The following is a 16,601-nucleotide window of genomic DNA, read 5'->3' on the forward strand; positions in this document are numbered from 1 at the left end:
CACACATCGAAGGCCAGGAGATTCCATGACCGTGACCGCTCCGCCCGTCGTCCCGGCGACCGGCCGCAATGTCTCGTCCGGCGCCGGGGGGTCCCGCGTCGGGCGGAGCGGTCCGGTCGCCTGGATGGTGCTGCCCGCGCTGGTGCTGTTTGTCGTGTTCGGGGTCGTGCCGCTGATCGGCGTGGTCGTGCTCAGCTTCACCCAGTGGGACGGCCTCGGCCCGATCCACGCGAACGGGTTCGCGAACTGGCGCTCGGTGCTGTCCGATCCACAGACGTGGCACAGCGTCTTGGTGACGTTTGAGATCATGATCCTGTCCTGGGCGGTGCAGACCCCGATGAGCCTGCTGCTCGGCACGTTCCTGGCCGGCCGGCAGCGGTACCGCGCGTTCCTGGCCGTGCTGTACTTCATCCCGCTGCTGCTCAGCTCGGCCGCGATCGCGATCACGTACAAGGCCCTGCTCGATCCGAACTTCGGCCTCGGCGCGGGCCTGCACATCGGCTTCCTTACCCAGGACTGGCTCGGTAAGAGCAACCTCGCCATCGCCGTGGTGATCTTCATCGTCTCCTGGCAGTTCATCCCCTTCCACTCGCTGATCTACCAAGGCGGCGTACGGCAGATCCCGACCACGATGTACGAGGCCGCCTCGATCGACGGCGCCGGCCGGATCCGGCAGTTCTTCAGCATCACCGTGCCGCAACTGAAGTACACGATCATCACGTCGTCGACCCTTATGGTGGTCGGTTCGCTGACCTTCTTCGACCTGATCTTCGTGCTGACCGCAGGCGGCCCGGGCGACGCCACCCGCGTCCTCGCCCTCGACATGTACAAGCGCGGCTTCATGTCCAACCAGATGGGTCCCGCCAGTGTGATCGCGTCCATCATCGTGCTGCTCGGCCTGGTGCTCGCACTGCTGCTCCGGCGGCTCGGCGGCAGTACGACGGCCAGCCAGCAGGAAGGTGCCTGAGATGGCGATCGCAACCACCTCGAGTACGTCGACCCGCCGCGCACGCGGCGGACCGGTGCGCGCGCACAAGCTGCTCCAGCTGAACTGGTTCGGCGGGCTGGCCGGTTGGATCTGGCTCGCGATCGTGGTGATCCCGCTGTACTGGATCGTGGTCACCAGCTTCAAGGACCAGAGCGACTACTTCACCCAGAACCCGTTCGCCCTGCCGTCCGCACCGACGTCGGAGAACTACAAGCTGGTGATCCAGTCGGACTTCCCGCGGTACTTCATCAACAGCGTGATCGTCACCCTCGGCACGATCATCCCGGCGGTCGGGATCTCGTTCATGGCGGCGTACGCGATCATCCGCGGCGCCGGCAGCAAGTTCCTTGCCGGGGTCAACGGTCTGTTCCTGATGGGGCTGGCGATCCCGCTGCAGGCGACGATCATCCCGGTCTACCTGCTGATCATCAAGATGCACCTGTACGACAGCCTGCTCGCGCTGATCCTGCCGTCGGTCGCGTTCTCGATCCCGCTGTCGGTGCTGGTGCTGTCGAACTTCATCCGCGACGTACCGAAGGAACTGTTCGAGTCGATGCGGGTGGACGGCGCGACCGAGTGGGGCATGCTCCGCACACTCGCGTTCCCGCTGACCCGGCCGGCGCTCGTGACCGTCAGCATCTACAACGGTCTCGCCGTCTGGAACGGGTTCCTCCTGCCGCTGATCCTGACCCAGAGCCCGGACAAGCGCACACTGCCGTTGGCACTGTGGACCTTCCAGGGCCAGTACAGCGTCAACGTCCCGGCGGTCCTCGCCTCGGTCGTCCTGACCACGCTGCCGATCGTCATCCTGTACGCCGTCAGCCGCCGGCAACTGCTCTCCGGCCTCACCGCCGGCTTCAGCCGGTAGCGACATCTACTCCCGGGGTCCTGTCCCCGAACACCTGACGTGTCCCGTCGACGAGGACGACCAGGCCGGTGCGGCCTGGTCGGGACTGTAGCCAGGCGAGACCGTCCGCGCCCAGCGCGAACGCCGCGGTGGCGTCGATATCGGCCTGGGTGAGCGATCGATGGACCACGGTCACCGACGCCAGCGCGGACGGCGTCGTGCCGGTGCGAGCATCGGTGATGTGATCGCCGCGCCGGTGCAGGCCGGATGTGGCGATCGCGCCGTTGCGGATCGGTACCACCGCAACCACCCGGTCCGGAGCGTGCGGATCCTCGATCCCGATCCGCCACGCGTCGGACGCCGTACCGGAGACGCGACACGTCATGTCTCCGCCGGCGGACAGGCAGTAGTCCGTGCCCTCCAGTCGGTCGAAGGCCCGGGCAGCGCGTTCGACGGCCCAGCCCTTCACCACGCCACTCGGGTCAAGCCCGGACGTACGCCGTACGTCGAACGCGCCTCGAGACTCGCGTCGTGCCTGTTCGCCGAGTGCGAGGACCTCGGCGACCCCTGACGGGCAGTCTGCGACGGTCAGCTCGCCGCGGTTGAGGCGGGAGATGTACGAATCCCGGCGGTAGGTACTGAAGATCCGATCGGCGTCTCGGAGAGAGTCGAGAGCGCTTCCCCACGCCTCGGCTGCGCGGTCGTCATCGGCATGCCGGCCGCGCAACGCGAGGCTGATCGGCATGCCCATCACGTGTTCGACGTACCGGGTCGTCATTTCACCTGGTCCAGAACGCTTTGCAGAGAACGGATGTAGCCGTCACTGGTCACGGTCGCCCCGCTGACCATGTCGATGTCTGCGCTCTGGGCCTGGACGGTTTCGTTGATCAGGATCGGCAGCGCGTACTCGTTGATCTCGGCATCGCGGTGGTTCCCGTTCGGGTACTGCGGAACGCTGACCGCGGTGATCTTGCCGGCCTGCACGGTCAGCTGGACCTGAACCGGTCCCCACTGGGTCTGCGCGACGTCACCGGTCACCGTCGATGAACCGGTCGTGGAACCGCTCGAGGAACCGCTGGACGGTGTGCTCGTCGATGTGCTCGGCGGTGTGCTCGATGGGGGGCTCGATGGTGTGCTGCCGACGGGCGGTCCGGTGGACTGCGGGCCGGAGGTCGAGGTGTGGTACCCGAACAGCAGGACGACGGCCGATGCCGTACCGAGGAACCAGAGCACGATGCGTTTCACGGGGTCACCACTTGAAGGTTTCGAGATGGAGCCGCTCGGCCGGGAGGCCGGCGGCGTCGAGGGTGTGCCTGACCAGCTGCGTCCACGCGTCGGGTCCGCACAGGTAGACGTCGCGGTCGGCGATGTCCGGGATCCAATACCGGAGCGCTTCCAAGTCATCGAGCTCACCCGGCCCCGGGCCGAACCACGAAGCAGGGCTGCGCCGAGGTCCCGGCAAGGTCAGCAGGGACAGACCGCGCCGATCGTGCAGCGCCTGCAGTTCCGTCCTGAAGAGTTGGTGATCGGTGTACCGCTGGATGAGAACCGCATCGCCCGGGGCGTAGTCGAGACCCTCGGCCAGAGCCCGCAACGGGGTGATACCGACCCCCGCTCCGATGAGCGCGATCCGCCGCTCGGTACGGGCTCGCGCACTCAACCGGCCGAACGGTCCTTCGACCAGCACGCGCGTACCCGGTCGTACGCCGCTCAACGCCGCGCTGCCGTCGCCTGCTTCCTGGACGGTGATGCGCAACTGCCGGCCGTCAGGAGCGGCCGACAGGGAGTACGGGTTGGCCCGCGTCCAGCCGGGCCGCCCGAGGAACCGCCAGGAGAAGAACTGGCCCGCCTCGGTCTGCAGGCGGTCCAGGTGCCGTCCGCCGACGTACACGGAGACGACCCGGTCGGCCTCGGGGACGACGGCCGTCACCCGCAGGCGGTGCCGCGCGTTGCGCAGGACCGGGAGTCCGATCCGGTAGATCAGGATCGCGGCCGCGGCGACTGCCCAGGCGGTCCACCAGAACACGGTCCGGCCGGTCGACGCGAGGAACTCCTGGCCGGTCCACAGTTGGTGCGGCAGCGCCAGTCCGACGCCGAGATACGCGTACAGATGCAGGAGATGCCACGACTCGTACCGGATCCGGCGCCGCGCCGCCTTGATGCTCGTCAGAACGCTCAGGCACAGGCAGGTGGTGCCGGCGACCGCGAGCAGCATGCCCGGGTAGTCGACTGTCAGATCCCACAACGTCGCGGGTGTCTTGCCCAAATCGCCGGCCGCATATCCCCAGGTGATGGTGACGACATGCGCGAGCATCAGGTTGAACGAGGTGAACCCGGTCAGGCGATGGATCCGCGCGAGCCGGTCCTGCCCGTACGCCGCCTCCAGCATCGGCACCCGGGCCATCAGGACGACCTGCGCCAGGAGCAAGGCTGCGGCCAGCAACCCGGTGAGCCGGCCGAGCGACGTCAGACCGGTCGCCCAGCCGCCCAACTCCTGCACGCCGCCGTCGGCCACCCACCAGTAGGTAACCAGAAGCAGGCTCAGCCACAGCACCACGAACGCGCCGGTCCGCACTGTGCTGTCGGCGTCAGCCCGCCGGCCCAACGCTTCGAACATGGCGGCTCCTCAGCTGCAGATGACTGCACCCAGTGTCGAGTCGCCTGCTGAGCAGGTCCTTCGGCTTGGCTGTGAGCCTGCTGTGAAGCGGTCGTTTCAGAGAAGCCCGCATTAACTGTTGCCCGCGGCGCCGGAAATAGGTACCGTTGTGTATTTGTGCGGGCAATAAAAAAGACACCCTTTCGGGCATCTGTTTCCAGATTAGCAGATGTGATCGGGGGTTCGCAAGAGCATGGGGGCAGCGTGACGGATCAGCTACTCGCGGACGAGATCACCGCAGAACAAGGAGAAGTGGACCGGATGTACGACCGGCTGGACATCCTGCGGGAGCAAGCCCGGACCGAACTCGACCGGGTACAGATCGAGGAAACCACCGGCACCGGCCAGGGATACACCGAACGCGAATCGTTCACGGAGCTGTTTTCCGGGCGATTCTCGCAGTTGTCGTCGGTGGAACGGGGATTGTGTTTCGGGCGTATCGACGAGACCGCCGGAGAACAGTTCCACATCGGCCGGATCGGACTGTTCGACGAGGACTACGAACCGCTCCTGATCGACTGGCGGACGCCGGTCGCGCAGGTCTTCTACCGCGCCACGGCCGCCGAGCCGCTCGGCGTCAAACGCCGCCGGCACATCCGGCTGCACGGCCGGTCCGTCGTCGGGGTGGACGACGACCTGCTCGACCTGGACGCGCTGGGCGACGGCGAGCGCAGCACGCTGATCGGCGAGGCCGCGTTGCTCTCGTCGCTGACCGCGAGCCGCACCGGCCGGATGAACGAGATCGTCGCGACGATCCAGTCCGAGCAGGACCAGATCATCCGGTCCAGCCTGCCGGGCGTCCTCGTCGTCCAGGGCGGTCCGGGCACCGGCAAGACAGTGGTCGCGCTGCATCGCGCGGCGTACCTGCTCTACACGCATCGCGAGCAGCTCGGGCGCAGCGGCGTACTCGTCGTCGGGCCGAACAGCACGTTCAACCGCTACATCGACCAGGTCCTCCCCTCGCTCGGCGAGACCGACGTCGTGCTCGCCACGATCAGCGAGCTGTACCCCGGCGTGGAGGCCACCGCTCCGGAGTCGCCGGAGGCCGCACGGATCAAGGGTGACCTGGCGATGGCCGAGGTCCTCGCGCAGGCGATCAGCAGCTTCCGCGTCGTACCGGCGGCGCCGATCCAGCTGAAGGTCGACCAGCACGAGCTGGTACTGCGGCCGAGCGCGATCCGCAAGGCCCAGCAGGGCGCACTGGCGGCGCAGGAGCAGCACAACCGGGCGCGGCCGATCTTCGTCCGCCGGATCCTCAAGACGCTGACGAGACAGATCGTCGAACGGATCGGACGGCAGTACGTCGGGACCGAGGACGTCGAGGACATCGAGAAGGAGCTCGCCGAGGACGACCGCGTCCTGGAGCTGCTCGACCGCCTCTGGCCTGAGCTCACGCCGCAGCTGCTGCTCTCGGTGCTGTTCTCCTCCGCCGACCGTCTGACCGCGGCCGCACCACATCTCACCGACGACGAGCGGACCGCCGTACTGCGTCCACCCACCGCGGACTGGAGTCGGTGCGATGTCGCGCTGCTCGACGAGGCGGCCGAGCTGCTCGGCGAGACCAGCGGGATCGTTGCCGGACGCAACCGTCAGGCGGCCGAGGAAGCGGCCGCGGTGGAGGCGAACCGCGAGTACGCGCACGGGGTGATCGACATCGAACTGACCGCCGAGCGGATCGAGATCATGCCCTGGGAGATCGAGCAGTTCAAGGACCTGATCGCGCAACGCACCCGGCTGATCGACAACCCCCTCACCCTGGCCGAGCGCGCCGCATCGGACCGTACCTGGGTGTTCGGTCACGTCATCGTCGACGAGGCCCAGGAACTGTCCGCGATGGACTGGCGGATGCTCATGCGCCGCTGCCCCCGCCGCTCGATGACCCTCGTCGGCGACATCGCCCAGACCGGCTCGGCCGCCGGCGTACGCTCCTGGGCCGACCTCCTGGACCGCTACGCCCCACGCCGCTGGCGCACCGCCGAACTGACGGTCAACTACCGCACCCCGACCGAGATCATGACCATCGCCGCCGACGTCCTCGCCGCCATCGACCCAACCCTGAGCCCACCCACTTCGGTCCGCGAAACCGGCGTCGAGCCAACCATCCTCGACGTCCCCGCCGAGGACCTGGCCGACGCGCTCCGAGCCGCCATCAAGTCCGAACAACAGTCCATCGGCGACGGCCGGCTGGCCGTCATCGTCCCCACCTCCCGCTACGACGAACTCGCCGCCGCCCTCCCCGACGCAACCCACACCCACGACCCATCGATCCTCGACGCCCGAACAGCCCTCCTGGACGTCGCCCAATCCAAAGGCCTCGAATTCGACGCAGTCCTGATCGCCGACCCCACCACCATCACCACCGACTCCCCCCGAGGCCTCTCCGACCTCTACGTCGCCATCACCCGAGCCACCAAACACCTAACCATCGTCGGCAACCTCCCCGAGGTACTCACTCGGGTACGGCGTACTCCGTGGGGGTGACGTGGTCGCCCCATTCGGTTTCGGGGGCGTTGGTGTCGAGGGCTTCCCAGATGGCGGTGTGGGTCATGAAGTTGTCGGGCGACGCGCCGTGCCAGTGCCATTCGCCTGGTGGGGTGTAGATGACGTCGCCGGGGCGAATGACCGTGACCTTGCCGCCGCGGGACTGGACCAGACCCACGCCTTCGGTGACGTGGAGGGTTTGGCCGTTGGCGTGCCGGTGCCAGGCGGTGTGGGCGCCGGGTGCGAAGCGGACGGTGTTCACACGGACGCGGGACGGCGACTCGCCGCGGATGATCACGTCGAACCAGACGTCACCCGTGAACCACTCGGCCGGTCCTTTGGCGGTCGCGGGCTTGGGGAGGATCTGCACAGCTATTCCTTGTCTTGGGCAACTGGTTCGGGTTGGTCCTGGGTTGCGGCCCAGCTGGCCAGGAGCTGCAGGGCGTCCGCGGTCGGCGTCCCGGCCGGCGCGGTGTACACGAGCAGGATCAGGCCGGGGTCGGAGGGGAAATCCATCGCCTCGAAGTCGAGGTCGAGGTCGCCGACGACCGGGTGGTGCAGCTTCTTCTTGCCGGTGCGGTGGAAGCGGACGTTGTGCGCCGCCCATCGGGTCCGGAAGGTCTCGCTCCGGGTGGACAGCTCGCCGATCAGCTCGGTCAGCGCCTTGTCGTGCGGGCTGCGGCCCGCCTCCAGCCGGAGGATCGCGGCGATGTCGTCGGCCGCCCGCTCCCAGTCGGTGAAGAACTCCTGCGACGCCGGGTCCAGGTAGACGAACCGCGCGGTGTTCGCCGGCCGGCGGGAGTCGGCGAGCATCGGCGCGTAGAGGGCGCGCGCCATCCGGTTCGCCGCGAGCAGATCGTGCCGGCCGTTGCGGATCCAGGCCGGCGCGTCGGTGATCGCATCGAGAACCTGCTGGATGGCCGGCCGAACACCCTTCGTCGTCGCACGCCGCCGCACCGTCGGGGTCGCGTCGGACTCACGGGCGAGGGCGAACAGATGAGCACGCTCGGCGTCGTCGAGCTGGAGCGCCCGGGCGAGCGCCTCGAGCACTCCGTCCGAGGCTCCGGCCAGATTGCCGCGCTCGATCCGGACGTAGTAGTCCACCGAGACACCGGCCAGCAGCGCGACCTCTTCGCGGCGCAGCCCCTTCACCCGGCGGTTGCCGCCGTACACGGGCAGGCCGGCCTGCTCCGGCGTCAGGCGCGCACGCCGGGAGCTGAGGAACTCCTTGATCTCGGCTCGGTGGTCCATGCCACCAACATTACGGACCGTCGCCGGGACGAGGGAGGCACTGGCGTTACCTGGATCAACAGGATCTCCCACGCGCACGCTGCGTGACGTTTCCTGGAGTCATGCGAGCGACTTACCTGTACGGCGCCGGGGATGTGCGCGTCATCGACGTACCGGACCCGGTGATCCAGCAACCAACCGATGCCGTGGTCCGGGTGACCGCGTCCTGCATCTGCGGCAGTGACCTGCACCCGTATCACAACCTGCCCGTCACACCCGGCGGCAAGACCATGGGCCATGAGTTCGTGGGTGTGGTGGAGGAGGTCGGCCGGGACGTGACCACGCTGCGGAAGGGCGACTTCGTCATCGCACCGTTCGCGTGGTCCGACGGGACCTGTGACTTCTGCCGTGAGGACCTGCAGACGTCCTGCCGGCATGGCGGCTTCTGGAACGCGAACGGCGTCGCCGGCGGCCAGGCGGAGGCGGTCCGGGTGCCGCTGGCCGACGGCACGCTGGTCAAGGTCCCCGGCGGCGAGGACCCGGCCTTGGTTCCGGGGCTGCTGACGTTGTCCGACGTCTACGGCACCGGGTACCACGCGGCACTCAAGGGCGGTGTCTCGCCGACGACCGCGGTCACCGTGATCGGTGACGGCGCGGTCGGACTGCTCGCGGTTCTCGCGGCGAAGCAGCTCGGTGCCGGGCACATCATTCTGATGGGCCGGCACAAGGACCGGACCGATCTCGGCGTCGAGTTCGGCGCGACCGACGTGGTGGCCGAGCGCGGCGAAGAAGGCATCGCCAAGGTTCGCGAGCTCACCGGCGGCGACGGAACGCACGTCGTCATCGAAGCGGTCGGCCACATGCCGGCGTACGAACAGGCCCTCGGCGTCGTCCGCCCCGGTGGCGTCATCAGCCGCGTCGGAGTCCCGCAGTACGACGATGCGCCGGTGGGCTTCCCGAGTCTGTTCGGACCGAACATCACCCTGACCGGCGGCCCGGCGCCGGCGCGGGCGTACATCGAGCGGCTGCTGCCGGCGGTCCTCGACGGGACCGTTGCCCCGGGCAAGGTGTTCGACCGGACCGTCGACTTCGACGGCGTCCCGGACGGCTACCGCGCGATGGACGACCGCAAGGCCCTCAAGGTCCTGATCCGGCCTTAAGGCTGGACGACGACCCGGCGGCCGTGCGAACTGGTGCGCTGCCAGGCGGACTCGATCTCGCTCAACGGCACGCGGTCGATCTGGAAGGTGAGGTCGCCCGCACGGGTCCACTCGACGACCTGCTGGTACGACTCCCCCATCGACTCCGGCGTCAGGTTGCGAGCGGCGCCGTACAGCTCCACACCAGAGGTCCGCAGCGTCGCTCCGGGTACGACGAGGTTGGGGCCGGCCACGTCGCCGGTCTGGATGATGCGCGTCGGCGCACCGAAGGCGAACGTGTCCGGGGTGAGCGCGCGGAGCAGGATCTCGGTCGGGCGGCCCCAGAGGAAATCGAGGACCACGTCGTACCCGCCGGCGTCGGCGTATGCCTGCTGCAGCTCCTCGTCGGAGACGGCGGTGTTGATCACGGTGTCGGCGTCGAGCTCGCCGAGCTGGGCGTCGTCACGACCGGTTGCGACGATCCGGCCGGCACCGAGCAGGCGCGCGACCTGGATCGCCAGCCGCCCGGCCACACCGGTCGCGCCCTGCACCAGCACGGTCTCCCCTGGTTGCAGGCCGGCCGCGGTCTTCATCGTCAGCGCCGTGATCGCCGACGCCATCACGGTCGCGACGGCCGGGTCGATCCCGTCGGGGATCCGCGCGTACGCCCCCTCGGGCACGACGGTCCTCTCCGCCAGTGCGCCGTACGGCGGCCGGACGTTGCCGAAGCCGACCACGGTCCCGTCGGGCAGCGCACCGATCCCGTCGAACACCGGGATCATCGGCAGCACGCCCAGGTACTTCCCGCTCGCGTAATGCTTGCCGGCAGCAACCGCCTTGTCGACGTTCTCGACCGCGGCCGCGAGCACCTCGATCACCACCTCCCCCGCGGCCGGCACCGGGTCGGGGAACTCCTCGTAGCGCGGGACGCCGCCCACCTCGTGCAGCACAGCAGCCTTCATGACCCACCTCTCTCTAACACCGTTAGATTCACTCTAACACTGTTAGAATCCAGCGTGTGAGTCTCGACCGGACCAAGATCGTCGACGAGGCGGTCGCGTTGCTCGACGCCGAAGGCCTCGACGGAGTCACCCTGCGGAAGCTGGCCGCCCGCCTGGGCGTCCAGGCGCCCACGCTGTATTGGCACCTGCCCAACAAGGCCGCCCTGGTGACGGCGATCGCCGAAGCGATCGTTCCCGACCCTGTCCCGGCCGCTCCGGACCAGCCGTGGCACGACTGGCTGACCGACTTCGCCCTCCGGCTGCGCGCCGCCCTGCTCGCCCATCCGGACGGCGCCCGGATCGTCTCCATGGCGCAGCTCTCCCGGCAGACCGCGGCCTGGTCCGAGCTGGCGATGAGCACGCTCGCCGACCGCGGCATCCCGCTCCGCAACGCCCGCATCATCGTGCTGACCGTCGAGCGTTTCGCGGTCGGTCACGCGCTCGAGGAGCAGTCCCCGGCACCGGACACCGCCGATTTCGACCTCGAGCAGTACAGGGCGACGTACCCGGTCTCGATGCGCGCGATCACGGCGTACTTCACCCCCGGCCGGAGCGTCGACGACCTGTTCCGTGACTGCCTCGAGGTCGTCATCGAAGGGGCGAAGGTGATCGCCCGGCAGTGAAGGGACGATCACTGTTGGTGAGATCGCTGGGCAAATGTGTAAATTCCGTAACAGGGAGAGTGCCTTAAGGACTCCACCTGACGTAATCTGCCCAACCATGCACAGAGGCGAACGGCGGGCCAAGCGGCCCAATGTCGTGATGTCGGTGTTCGTGTTCCTGCTGGTCAGTGTTCTCGCCGGAGCACTGTTCGCCGGGCTGGCCCTCCCCTTCGCCGGTCTGGTCGGCGTCACCACGGCCACCGCGCACGACACCGTGCAGTACCTGCCCCAGGACCTGAAGACCGCTCCGCTGGCCGAGAAGACCATCATCCAGGACGCGGACGGCAAGACGATCGCGACGCTGTACCAGCAGAACCGGACGCCGGTGACGCTGAAGCAGATCAGCCCGGTCATGCTCAAGGCGATCGTCGCGATCGAGGACGACCGGTTCTACGAGCACGGCGCGATCGATGCCAAGGGCACACTGCGCGCGCTGCTGCGGAACCAGTCGTCGGGTGGGGTACAGCAGGGTGGCTCGAGCATCACCCAGCAGTACGTGAAACTGAACCTGATCAACAAGGCCCGGACGCCGGAAGAGGTCAAGGAAGCCACCGCCGAGACGTACGAGCGGAAGGTCGCCGAGCTGCGCTACGCGATCGCGGTCGAGAAGGAACTGACCAAGAGCCAGATCCTGAACGGCTACCTGAACCTGGCCTTCTTCGGCGACCGCTCGTACGGCGTCGAGGCCGCGGCCATGCACTACTTCGGCGTCCACGCCGCCAGGCTGAACCTGCCGCAGGCCGCGATGCTGGCCGGCCTGGTGAAGAACCCGACCGGCTACGACCCGATCGACAGCCCGAAGCGGGCCAAGGACCGTCGCGACGTCGTCCTGCGCCGGATGCAGGAGCTCAACATCATCACCGCCAAGGAGGCCGCGACCGCGATCAGTACGCCGGTGATCGACCCGGCCAAGGTCCGGGTCGCGCCGAGCGGCTGCGCGAACTCGAAGTACCCGTTCTTCTGTGAGTACGTGGTGTCGAAGCTCAAGGAGAACGCGGCGTTCGGCAAGACGCCCGAGGAGGCGGAGAACTACATCGAGACCGCCGGCCTGGTGATCAAGACCTCGCTCGACCAGCGGATCCAGGCGGCCGCGCAGACCTCGATCAACCAGCACTCCAAGGCCGGTGACCAGGCCGTCGCCGCGATCACCATGGTCGAGCCCGGGACCGGGCTGGTGAAGGCGATGGCGCAGAGCCGTTCGTACGGCAGCAAGAAGGGGCAGACGGCGTACAACTACAACGTCGAGAAGTCCTACGCCGGCGGCTTCGGCGGCTTCCAGAACGGTTCGACGATGAAGGCCTTCACGATCGCGGCCGCGATCGGCAAGGGCGTGCCGACGACGTACCGGATCAACTCGCCGCAGGTGATCAGCCTGGGCGGCAAGGAGTTCAGCACCTGCAACGGGCCGACCTCGGTCGACGTCTACAACCCGAAGAACTCGACCAAGACGATCGCGGACCCGTCGATGGTCGACGCGGCCAAGGCCTCGACCAACACGTACTTCCTGCAGTTGTCCGAGCAGATCGGCATCTGCCCGATCGCCACGATCGCGTCGAAGCTCGGCATGTACGACGCCCAGACGCTGAAGCCGCTGAAGCAGGTCGTTTCGTTCACCCTCGGCTCCGCCGGTCTGATCACGCCGCTGATGCTGTCGAACGCGTACGCGACCTTCGCCGCCCGCGGGATGTACTGCAGCCCGCAGATCGTCACGTCGATCACCATGATCAAGACGCAGAAGGCGATCCCCACGCCCGGCCCGAACTGCCACCGGGTGCTGTCGCCCGGCGTCGCGGACGGCGTCAACTACGTCCTGCACCAGGTGATGATCAACGGCGGCACCGGCTCGAAGCTGAACTTCGGCAAGAGCGACCTGGCCGGCAAGACCGGAACGATCGATGAGAACCAGGCCGTCTGGTTCTCCGGCTACTCGAACAAGCTCGCCGCCGCGGCCGTGGTCGGGGACGCCGATCCGCCGGCCTCGAACCTGATCAAGCAGGTCTTCAACGGCAAGAAGCTGAAGGACGCGTCCGGTTCCGGTACCGCCGGGCCGGTCTGGGAGACGGCCATGCAGATGGCGCTGCACGGCCTCCCGACGAGCAAGTTCGTGAAGCCGGACGACAAGATCATCCGCGGCAACGTGAAGGACCTGCCCTACCTGAAGGGCATGACGCCCGCGGACGCCGGCGCCAAGCTGCTGTCGATGGGCTTCAAGGTCGTCATGTCCCACGGTGACCGGGTCGACTCCGACGCCCCCGCGGGCACGGTCGCCTGGACGAACCCACGGCAGGAGGACGGCGCACCCGCCGGCTCGACGGTCACGCTGATCATCTCCAACGGCAGCAGGGCACAGCCGACGATTCCGCCGACCATCCCGCCGGTGCCACCGGGTACTCCGCCGACGATCAAGCCGCCGCCCAACATCCCGACCTGTATGCCCTGGGATCCCAAGTGCCACCCACGCCGCGGCGGCTGACCCTGCCCCTCATCTAGCCTTTCGGCCTCGAAGTTCAGGGCCCGACGAGGGGTGAGGGTGTGCGGCGTCGCAAGCTCGCGATCACTGGTCTGATCGGTTTCGTGCTCGGGGCGCTGATCGCCACGGTGATCGTGGTCCGGGTGACCCGGGACGACTCTCCCGCCGACGCCACCGCGCGGAAGGCCGACAAGCCTTCGAGTACGGCGCCGGTGCCGACCGCGGCCCCGATCACGGCGAAGCTTCCGACGCTCGACATGTCGAGGATGAACCGTCGTACTCCGATCGCCGGACTTCCGGACTGGAGCAAGGCCGGGTACCGCGACGGCGGGCTGTTGCCGGACGCGCAGAACCTCGACAGCTACCACAAGTGCTGGATCGACGCGGATCGGCTGGCAGACGACTTCGACGTACGGCCGAACGACTCGAAGGACGACTCGGACGGTCTGCAGAAGGCGATCGACTCGATCCGGGAGGAGTGTTCGCTGCGGGCGTCGTACGACCAGCTCTCGTTGATCGAGCTGCCCGTCGGCGAGCTCGACGTGTCGAAGCAGCTCTGGGTCGACACCGACTATCTGATCATCCGGGGCGCGGGCGCGGACAAGACGCATTTCGTGTTCCGGCCGGACGAGAACACCCGGTACGACGCGCTGACCAAGGACGGCGGTGACTGGGACGAGGACGGGATGGAGTTCGAGGACGGCAACGGCGGCTGGCTGTGGCCGGGTCGTGGACTGTTCCGGGTACAGAGCCGCGCCGTACATCCGGACTACCAGGAGGCGTACGAGAAGGCGCCCGCGAACCGCAAGGACCTCTTCGAGGGAACGGTCAACGTGCACTGGAAGGCCGGCTTGAAACTGCGCGAGAAGCCCGGCGGCGCCGGGTTCGCCGCGAAGGCCGGCGACACGGTGATCTACCTCGACCCGAAGGCTTCGATGGACTCGGTCAAGCCGGGCGGGTACGTGAACATGCGGGCCGCGAACACGATGAAGTTCTACGAACAGCAGCAGGCCCTTCCGACCGACCACGACCTGCAGAACCTGCACATGCGGCAGCAGCTGCGGCGCTTCGCCCTGCAGTGGTCCTCGTCCGGGAATGTTGTCATCGGCAACGACACGGACTCCGACCTGAACCTGCACGGCGGCTGGGAACGCCGCAACCTGTTCGAGCTGAACACCGTCCACGTGCCGTACGAACACCGCTCCGCGAACTGCAAGTCCAACGGCGTCGACGCGTCCCGAACCGACTCCGGGCGGTCCCTGTTTCTGCGCACCGTCGGGTGATCACTAGGCTGGGGGGCAACACCTAGCATTTGTGAAAGGACTTCCCCGTGAGTGTCGAAGAGCTGACTGCCCAGGTCGAGCGTGCGCGCAAGGACTATGAGGCGCTGGTGGCCAAGGGGCTCAAGCTCGATCTGACGCGGGGGAAGCCGTCGCCCAAGCAGCTGGATGCGGCCAGCGGGGTGCTGGGGCTGACCGGTGAGCCGGTGGGGGCGGACGGGACCGACCTGCGGAACTACGGTGGTCTGCACGGGCTGCCGGAGGTGCGGGCGATCTTCGCCGAGGATCTGCAGGTGCCGGTCGAGCAGCTGCTCGCCGTGGGCAACTCGAGCCTCGAGCTGATGCACGACGCGATCGTGTTCGCCCTGCTCGGGAAGGTTCCCGGTGCCGGGCAGCGGTGGGCGGATGTGGAGGGCCTGGCGTTCCTGTGCCCGGTGCCCGGTTACGACCGGCACTTCGGCATCTGCGAGCGGTACGGGATCAAGATGATCCCGGTCCCGATGACGCCCGAGGGCCCGGACATGGACGTCGTCGAGCGGCTGGTCGCGGAGGATGCCGCGATCAAGGGCATCTGGTGCGTGCCGAAGTACAGCAACCCGGACGGCGCCGTGTACTCCGACGAGACCGTCCGGCGGCTGGCCGCGATGGAGACCGCGGCGCCGGACTTCCGGATCTTCTGGGACAACGCGTACGCCGTCCACCACCTGACCGACTCCCCCGCGAAGATCGCCGACGTGCTGGCGCTGTGCGCGGAGAACGGGCACCCGGACCGGGTGTTCGTGTTCGGGTCGAGCTCGAAGATCACCTTCGCCGGAGCCGGTGTGGCGTTCTTCGGGTCGTCGCCCGCGAACCTCGAGTGGTGGCTGAGCCACACGGTCAAGCGGAGCATCGGGCCGGACAAGATCAACCAGCTCCGGCACGTGCAGTTCCTCCGCGACGCCGACGGGCTGCACGAGCACATGAGCACGCTGGCCGGGCTGATCCGGCCGAAGTTCGACGCCGTCGACAAGATCCTCACCGCGGAGCTCGGCGGCACCGGGCTCGCGTCCTGGACCGCGCCGGCCGGCGGCTACTTCATCAGCCTCGAGGTCCCGGAAGGCTGCGCCCGCGAGGTCGTCGCGAAGGCCAAGGCGGCCGGCATCGCGATCACCCCGGCCGGCGCCACCCACCCGTACGGCGACGACCCGACCGACCAGGTCATCCGCATCGCCCCGACGTACCCGGAGCTCCCCGAGGTCGAGGCCGCCATCACCGGCCTGGCCACCTGCGTCCGCCTGGTCGCCGGCGAGAAGCTGCTGGCCGATCAGGCGCAGTAGCCCGCTGTCAGGCAGGCGGTAGGTCGAAGATCAGGCAGGTCGACGTGGCGTGGGCGAGGAGCTTGCCGCGTTCGTCGTACAGGCGGGACTCGGCGACTGCCGTACGGCGACCGCGGCTGATGATGGCGCCTTCGCAGCGGAGGACGCCGGAGTCGACCGTGACCGGCTTGATGAAGCGGGTCATCAGGTCGAGGGACGTGTAGCCGACGCCGGCCGGCAGCGCCGAGTGGACGGTGCAGCCGGCGGCGGTGTCCAGCAGCGTCGCGATGACGCCGCCGTGCACGGAGCCGAGCGGGTTGTAGTGGAACTCGGCCGCGGGCATGAACACCGTGACCTTGCCCTCCTCGGGCTCGAACCCGGTCGCCCCGACCAGCTGCAGGATCGGCGGCGCCGGGATCAGCCCGTCGCGCATCGCCCGCAGCATCTCCAGCCCCGACGAGCTCCCGACCCGAGCCGCCGTCTCGGCCGGGTCGGTCCACGTGAACGTGCGGCTGCGGACCGCCGGGTCCTGCTGAGTCTCCGTCATGGACC

At 68.2% G+C, this 16,601-nt stretch carries 15 protein-coding genes; 8 read left to right on the plus strand and 7 right to left on the minus strand.

What is annotated here, in order from left to right; translation table 11 throughout:
- Nucleotides 1–25: 25 nt before the first annotated feature.
- Both OHA18_RS39420 and OHA18_RS39425 read left to right on the plus strand, forming a co-directional pair.
- Nucleotides 26–967: a carbohydrate ABC transporter permease gene (locus tag OHA18_RS39420; protein ID WP_329000503.1), complete on the plus strand. Its 942-nt coding sequence runs from the start codon at nucleotides 26–28 to the stop codon at nucleotides 965–967.
- A 1-nt stretch (nucleotide 968) separates the two neighbouring features.
- Nucleotides 969–1,856, plus strand: a complete 888-nt coding sequence (locus OHA18_RS39425) for a carbohydrate ABC transporter permease (protein ID WP_329000504.1) — start codon at nucleotides 969–971, stop codon at nucleotides 1,854–1,856.
- On the opposite strand, the gene OHA18_RS39430 is transcribed toward OHA18_RS39425, so the two are convergent.
- Genes OHA18_RS39430 through OHA18_RS39440 form a run of 3 tightly spaced genes read right to left on the minus strand, consistent with a single transcriptional unit; the run spans nucleotide 1,846 to nucleotide 4,452 of the window.
- Entirely contained in the window at nucleotides 1,846–2,613 is a 768-nt protein-coding gene (locus OHA18_RS39430; RefSeq protein WP_329000505.1) for an FAD:protein FMN transferase, read from the minus strand. The genes OHA18_RS39425 and OHA18_RS39430 overlap by 11 nt on opposite strands.
- Nucleotides 2,610–3,080, minus strand: coding sequence for an FMN-binding protein (locus OHA18_RS39435; RefSeq protein ID WP_329000506.1), 471 nt, complete (start codon nucleotides 3,078–3,080; stop codon nucleotides 2,610–2,612). Before OHA18_RS39435 ends, OHA18_RS39430 begins: the two co-directional genes overlap by 4 nt.
- 4 nt (nucleotides 3,081–3,084) lie before the next feature.
- Nucleotides 3,085–4,452, minus strand: coding sequence for a ferredoxin reductase family protein (locus OHA18_RS39440; RefSeq protein WP_329000507.1), 1,368 nt, complete (start codon nucleotides 4,450–4,452; stop codon nucleotides 3,085–3,087).
- Nucleotides 4,453–4,695: 243 nt separating this feature from the next.
- On the opposite strand from OHA18_RS39440, the gene OHA18_RS39445 reads away from it, so the two are divergent.
- Nucleotides 4,696–6,972, plus strand: a complete 2,277-nt coding sequence (locus OHA18_RS39445; RefSeq protein WP_329000508.1) for a HelD family protein — start codon at nucleotides 4,696–4,698, stop codon at nucleotides 6,970–6,972.
- Here OHA18_RS39445 and OHA18_RS39450 read toward each other — a convergent pair.
- The gene (locus OHA18_RS39450) at nucleotides 6,941–7,342 is read right to left on the minus strand and encodes a (R)-mandelonitrile lyase (RefSeq protein WP_329000509.1); all 402 of its coding nucleotides are present in this window, start codon (nucleotides 7,340–7,342) and stop codon (nucleotides 6,941–6,943) included. The genes OHA18_RS39445 and OHA18_RS39450 overlap by 32 nt on opposite strands.
- Nucleotides 7,343–7,344: 2 nt before the next feature.
- Nucleotides 7,345–8,223 (minus strand): helix-turn-helix domain-containing protein, encoded by an 879-nt coding sequence (locus OHA18_RS39455; RefSeq protein ID WP_329000510.1) that lies wholly within the window; start codon nucleotides 8,221–8,223, stop codon nucleotides 7,345–7,347.
- 101 nt (nucleotides 8,224–8,324) lie between these two features.
- Here OHA18_RS39455 and OHA18_RS39460 point away from each other — a divergent pair, with 101 nt between their 5' ends.
- A complete protein-coding gene (locus OHA18_RS39460) occupies nucleotides 8,325–9,362 on the plus strand; it encodes a zinc-binding dehydrogenase (protein ID WP_329000511.1) in 1,038 nt (345 codons plus the stop codon).
- Here OHA18_RS39460 and OHA18_RS39465 read toward each other — a convergent pair.
- Nucleotides 9,359–10,303, minus strand: coding sequence for a quinone oxidoreductase family protein (locus tag OHA18_RS39465; protein WP_329000512.1), 945 nt, complete (start codon nucleotides 10,301–10,303; stop codon nucleotides 9,359–9,361). The two genes, OHA18_RS39460 and OHA18_RS39465, sit on opposite strands and share 4 nt — an antisense overlap.
- Nucleotides 10,304–10,359: 56 nt before the next feature.
- Between OHA18_RS39465 and OHA18_RS39470 the strand changes: the two genes are divergently transcribed.
- From OHA18_RS39470 to OHA18_RS39485, 4 genes are all read left to right on the plus strand, one after another.
- Nucleotides 10,360–10,965: a TetR/AcrR family transcriptional regulator C-terminal domain-containing protein gene (locus OHA18_RS39470; protein ID WP_329000513.1), complete on the plus strand. Its 606-nt coding sequence runs from the start codon at nucleotides 10,360–10,362 to the stop codon at nucleotides 10,963–10,965.
- A gap of 97 nt (nucleotides 10,966–11,062) precedes the next feature.
- Nucleotides 11,063–13,477, plus strand: coding sequence for a transglycosylase domain-containing protein (locus tag OHA18_RS39475; protein ID WP_329000514.1), 2,415 nt, complete (start codon nucleotides 11,063–11,065; stop codon nucleotides 13,475–13,477).
- A 59-nt stretch (nucleotides 13,478–13,536) separates the two neighbouring features.
- Nucleotides 13,537–14,757, plus strand: a complete 1,221-nt coding sequence (locus OHA18_RS39480) for a hypothetical protein (RefSeq protein ID WP_329000515.1) — start codon at nucleotides 13,537–13,539, stop codon at nucleotides 14,755–14,757.
- A gap of 47 nt (nucleotides 14,758–14,804) precedes the next feature.
- Nucleotides 14,805–16,070, plus strand: coding sequence for an aminotransferase class I/II-fold pyridoxal phosphate-dependent enzyme (locus OHA18_RS39485; RefSeq protein ID WP_329000516.1), 1,266 nt, complete (start codon nucleotides 14,805–14,807; stop codon nucleotides 16,068–16,070).
- Between the two features lie 7 nt (nucleotides 16,071–16,077).
- Here OHA18_RS39485 and OHA18_RS39490 read toward each other — a convergent pair whose 3' ends face one another.
- On the minus strand, nucleotides 16,078–16,596 hold the full coding sequence (locus tag OHA18_RS39490) for a PaaI family thioesterase (protein WP_329000517.1): 519 nt from the start codon (nucleotides 16,594–16,596) through the stop codon (nucleotides 16,078–16,080).
- Nucleotides 16,597–16,601: the final 5 nt, after the last annotated feature.

Source organism: Kribbella sp. NBC_00709 (assembly GCF_036226565.1).
Taxonomy (GTDB): domain Bacteria; phylum Actinomycetota; class Actinomycetes; order Propionibacteriales; family Kribbellaceae; genus Kribbella.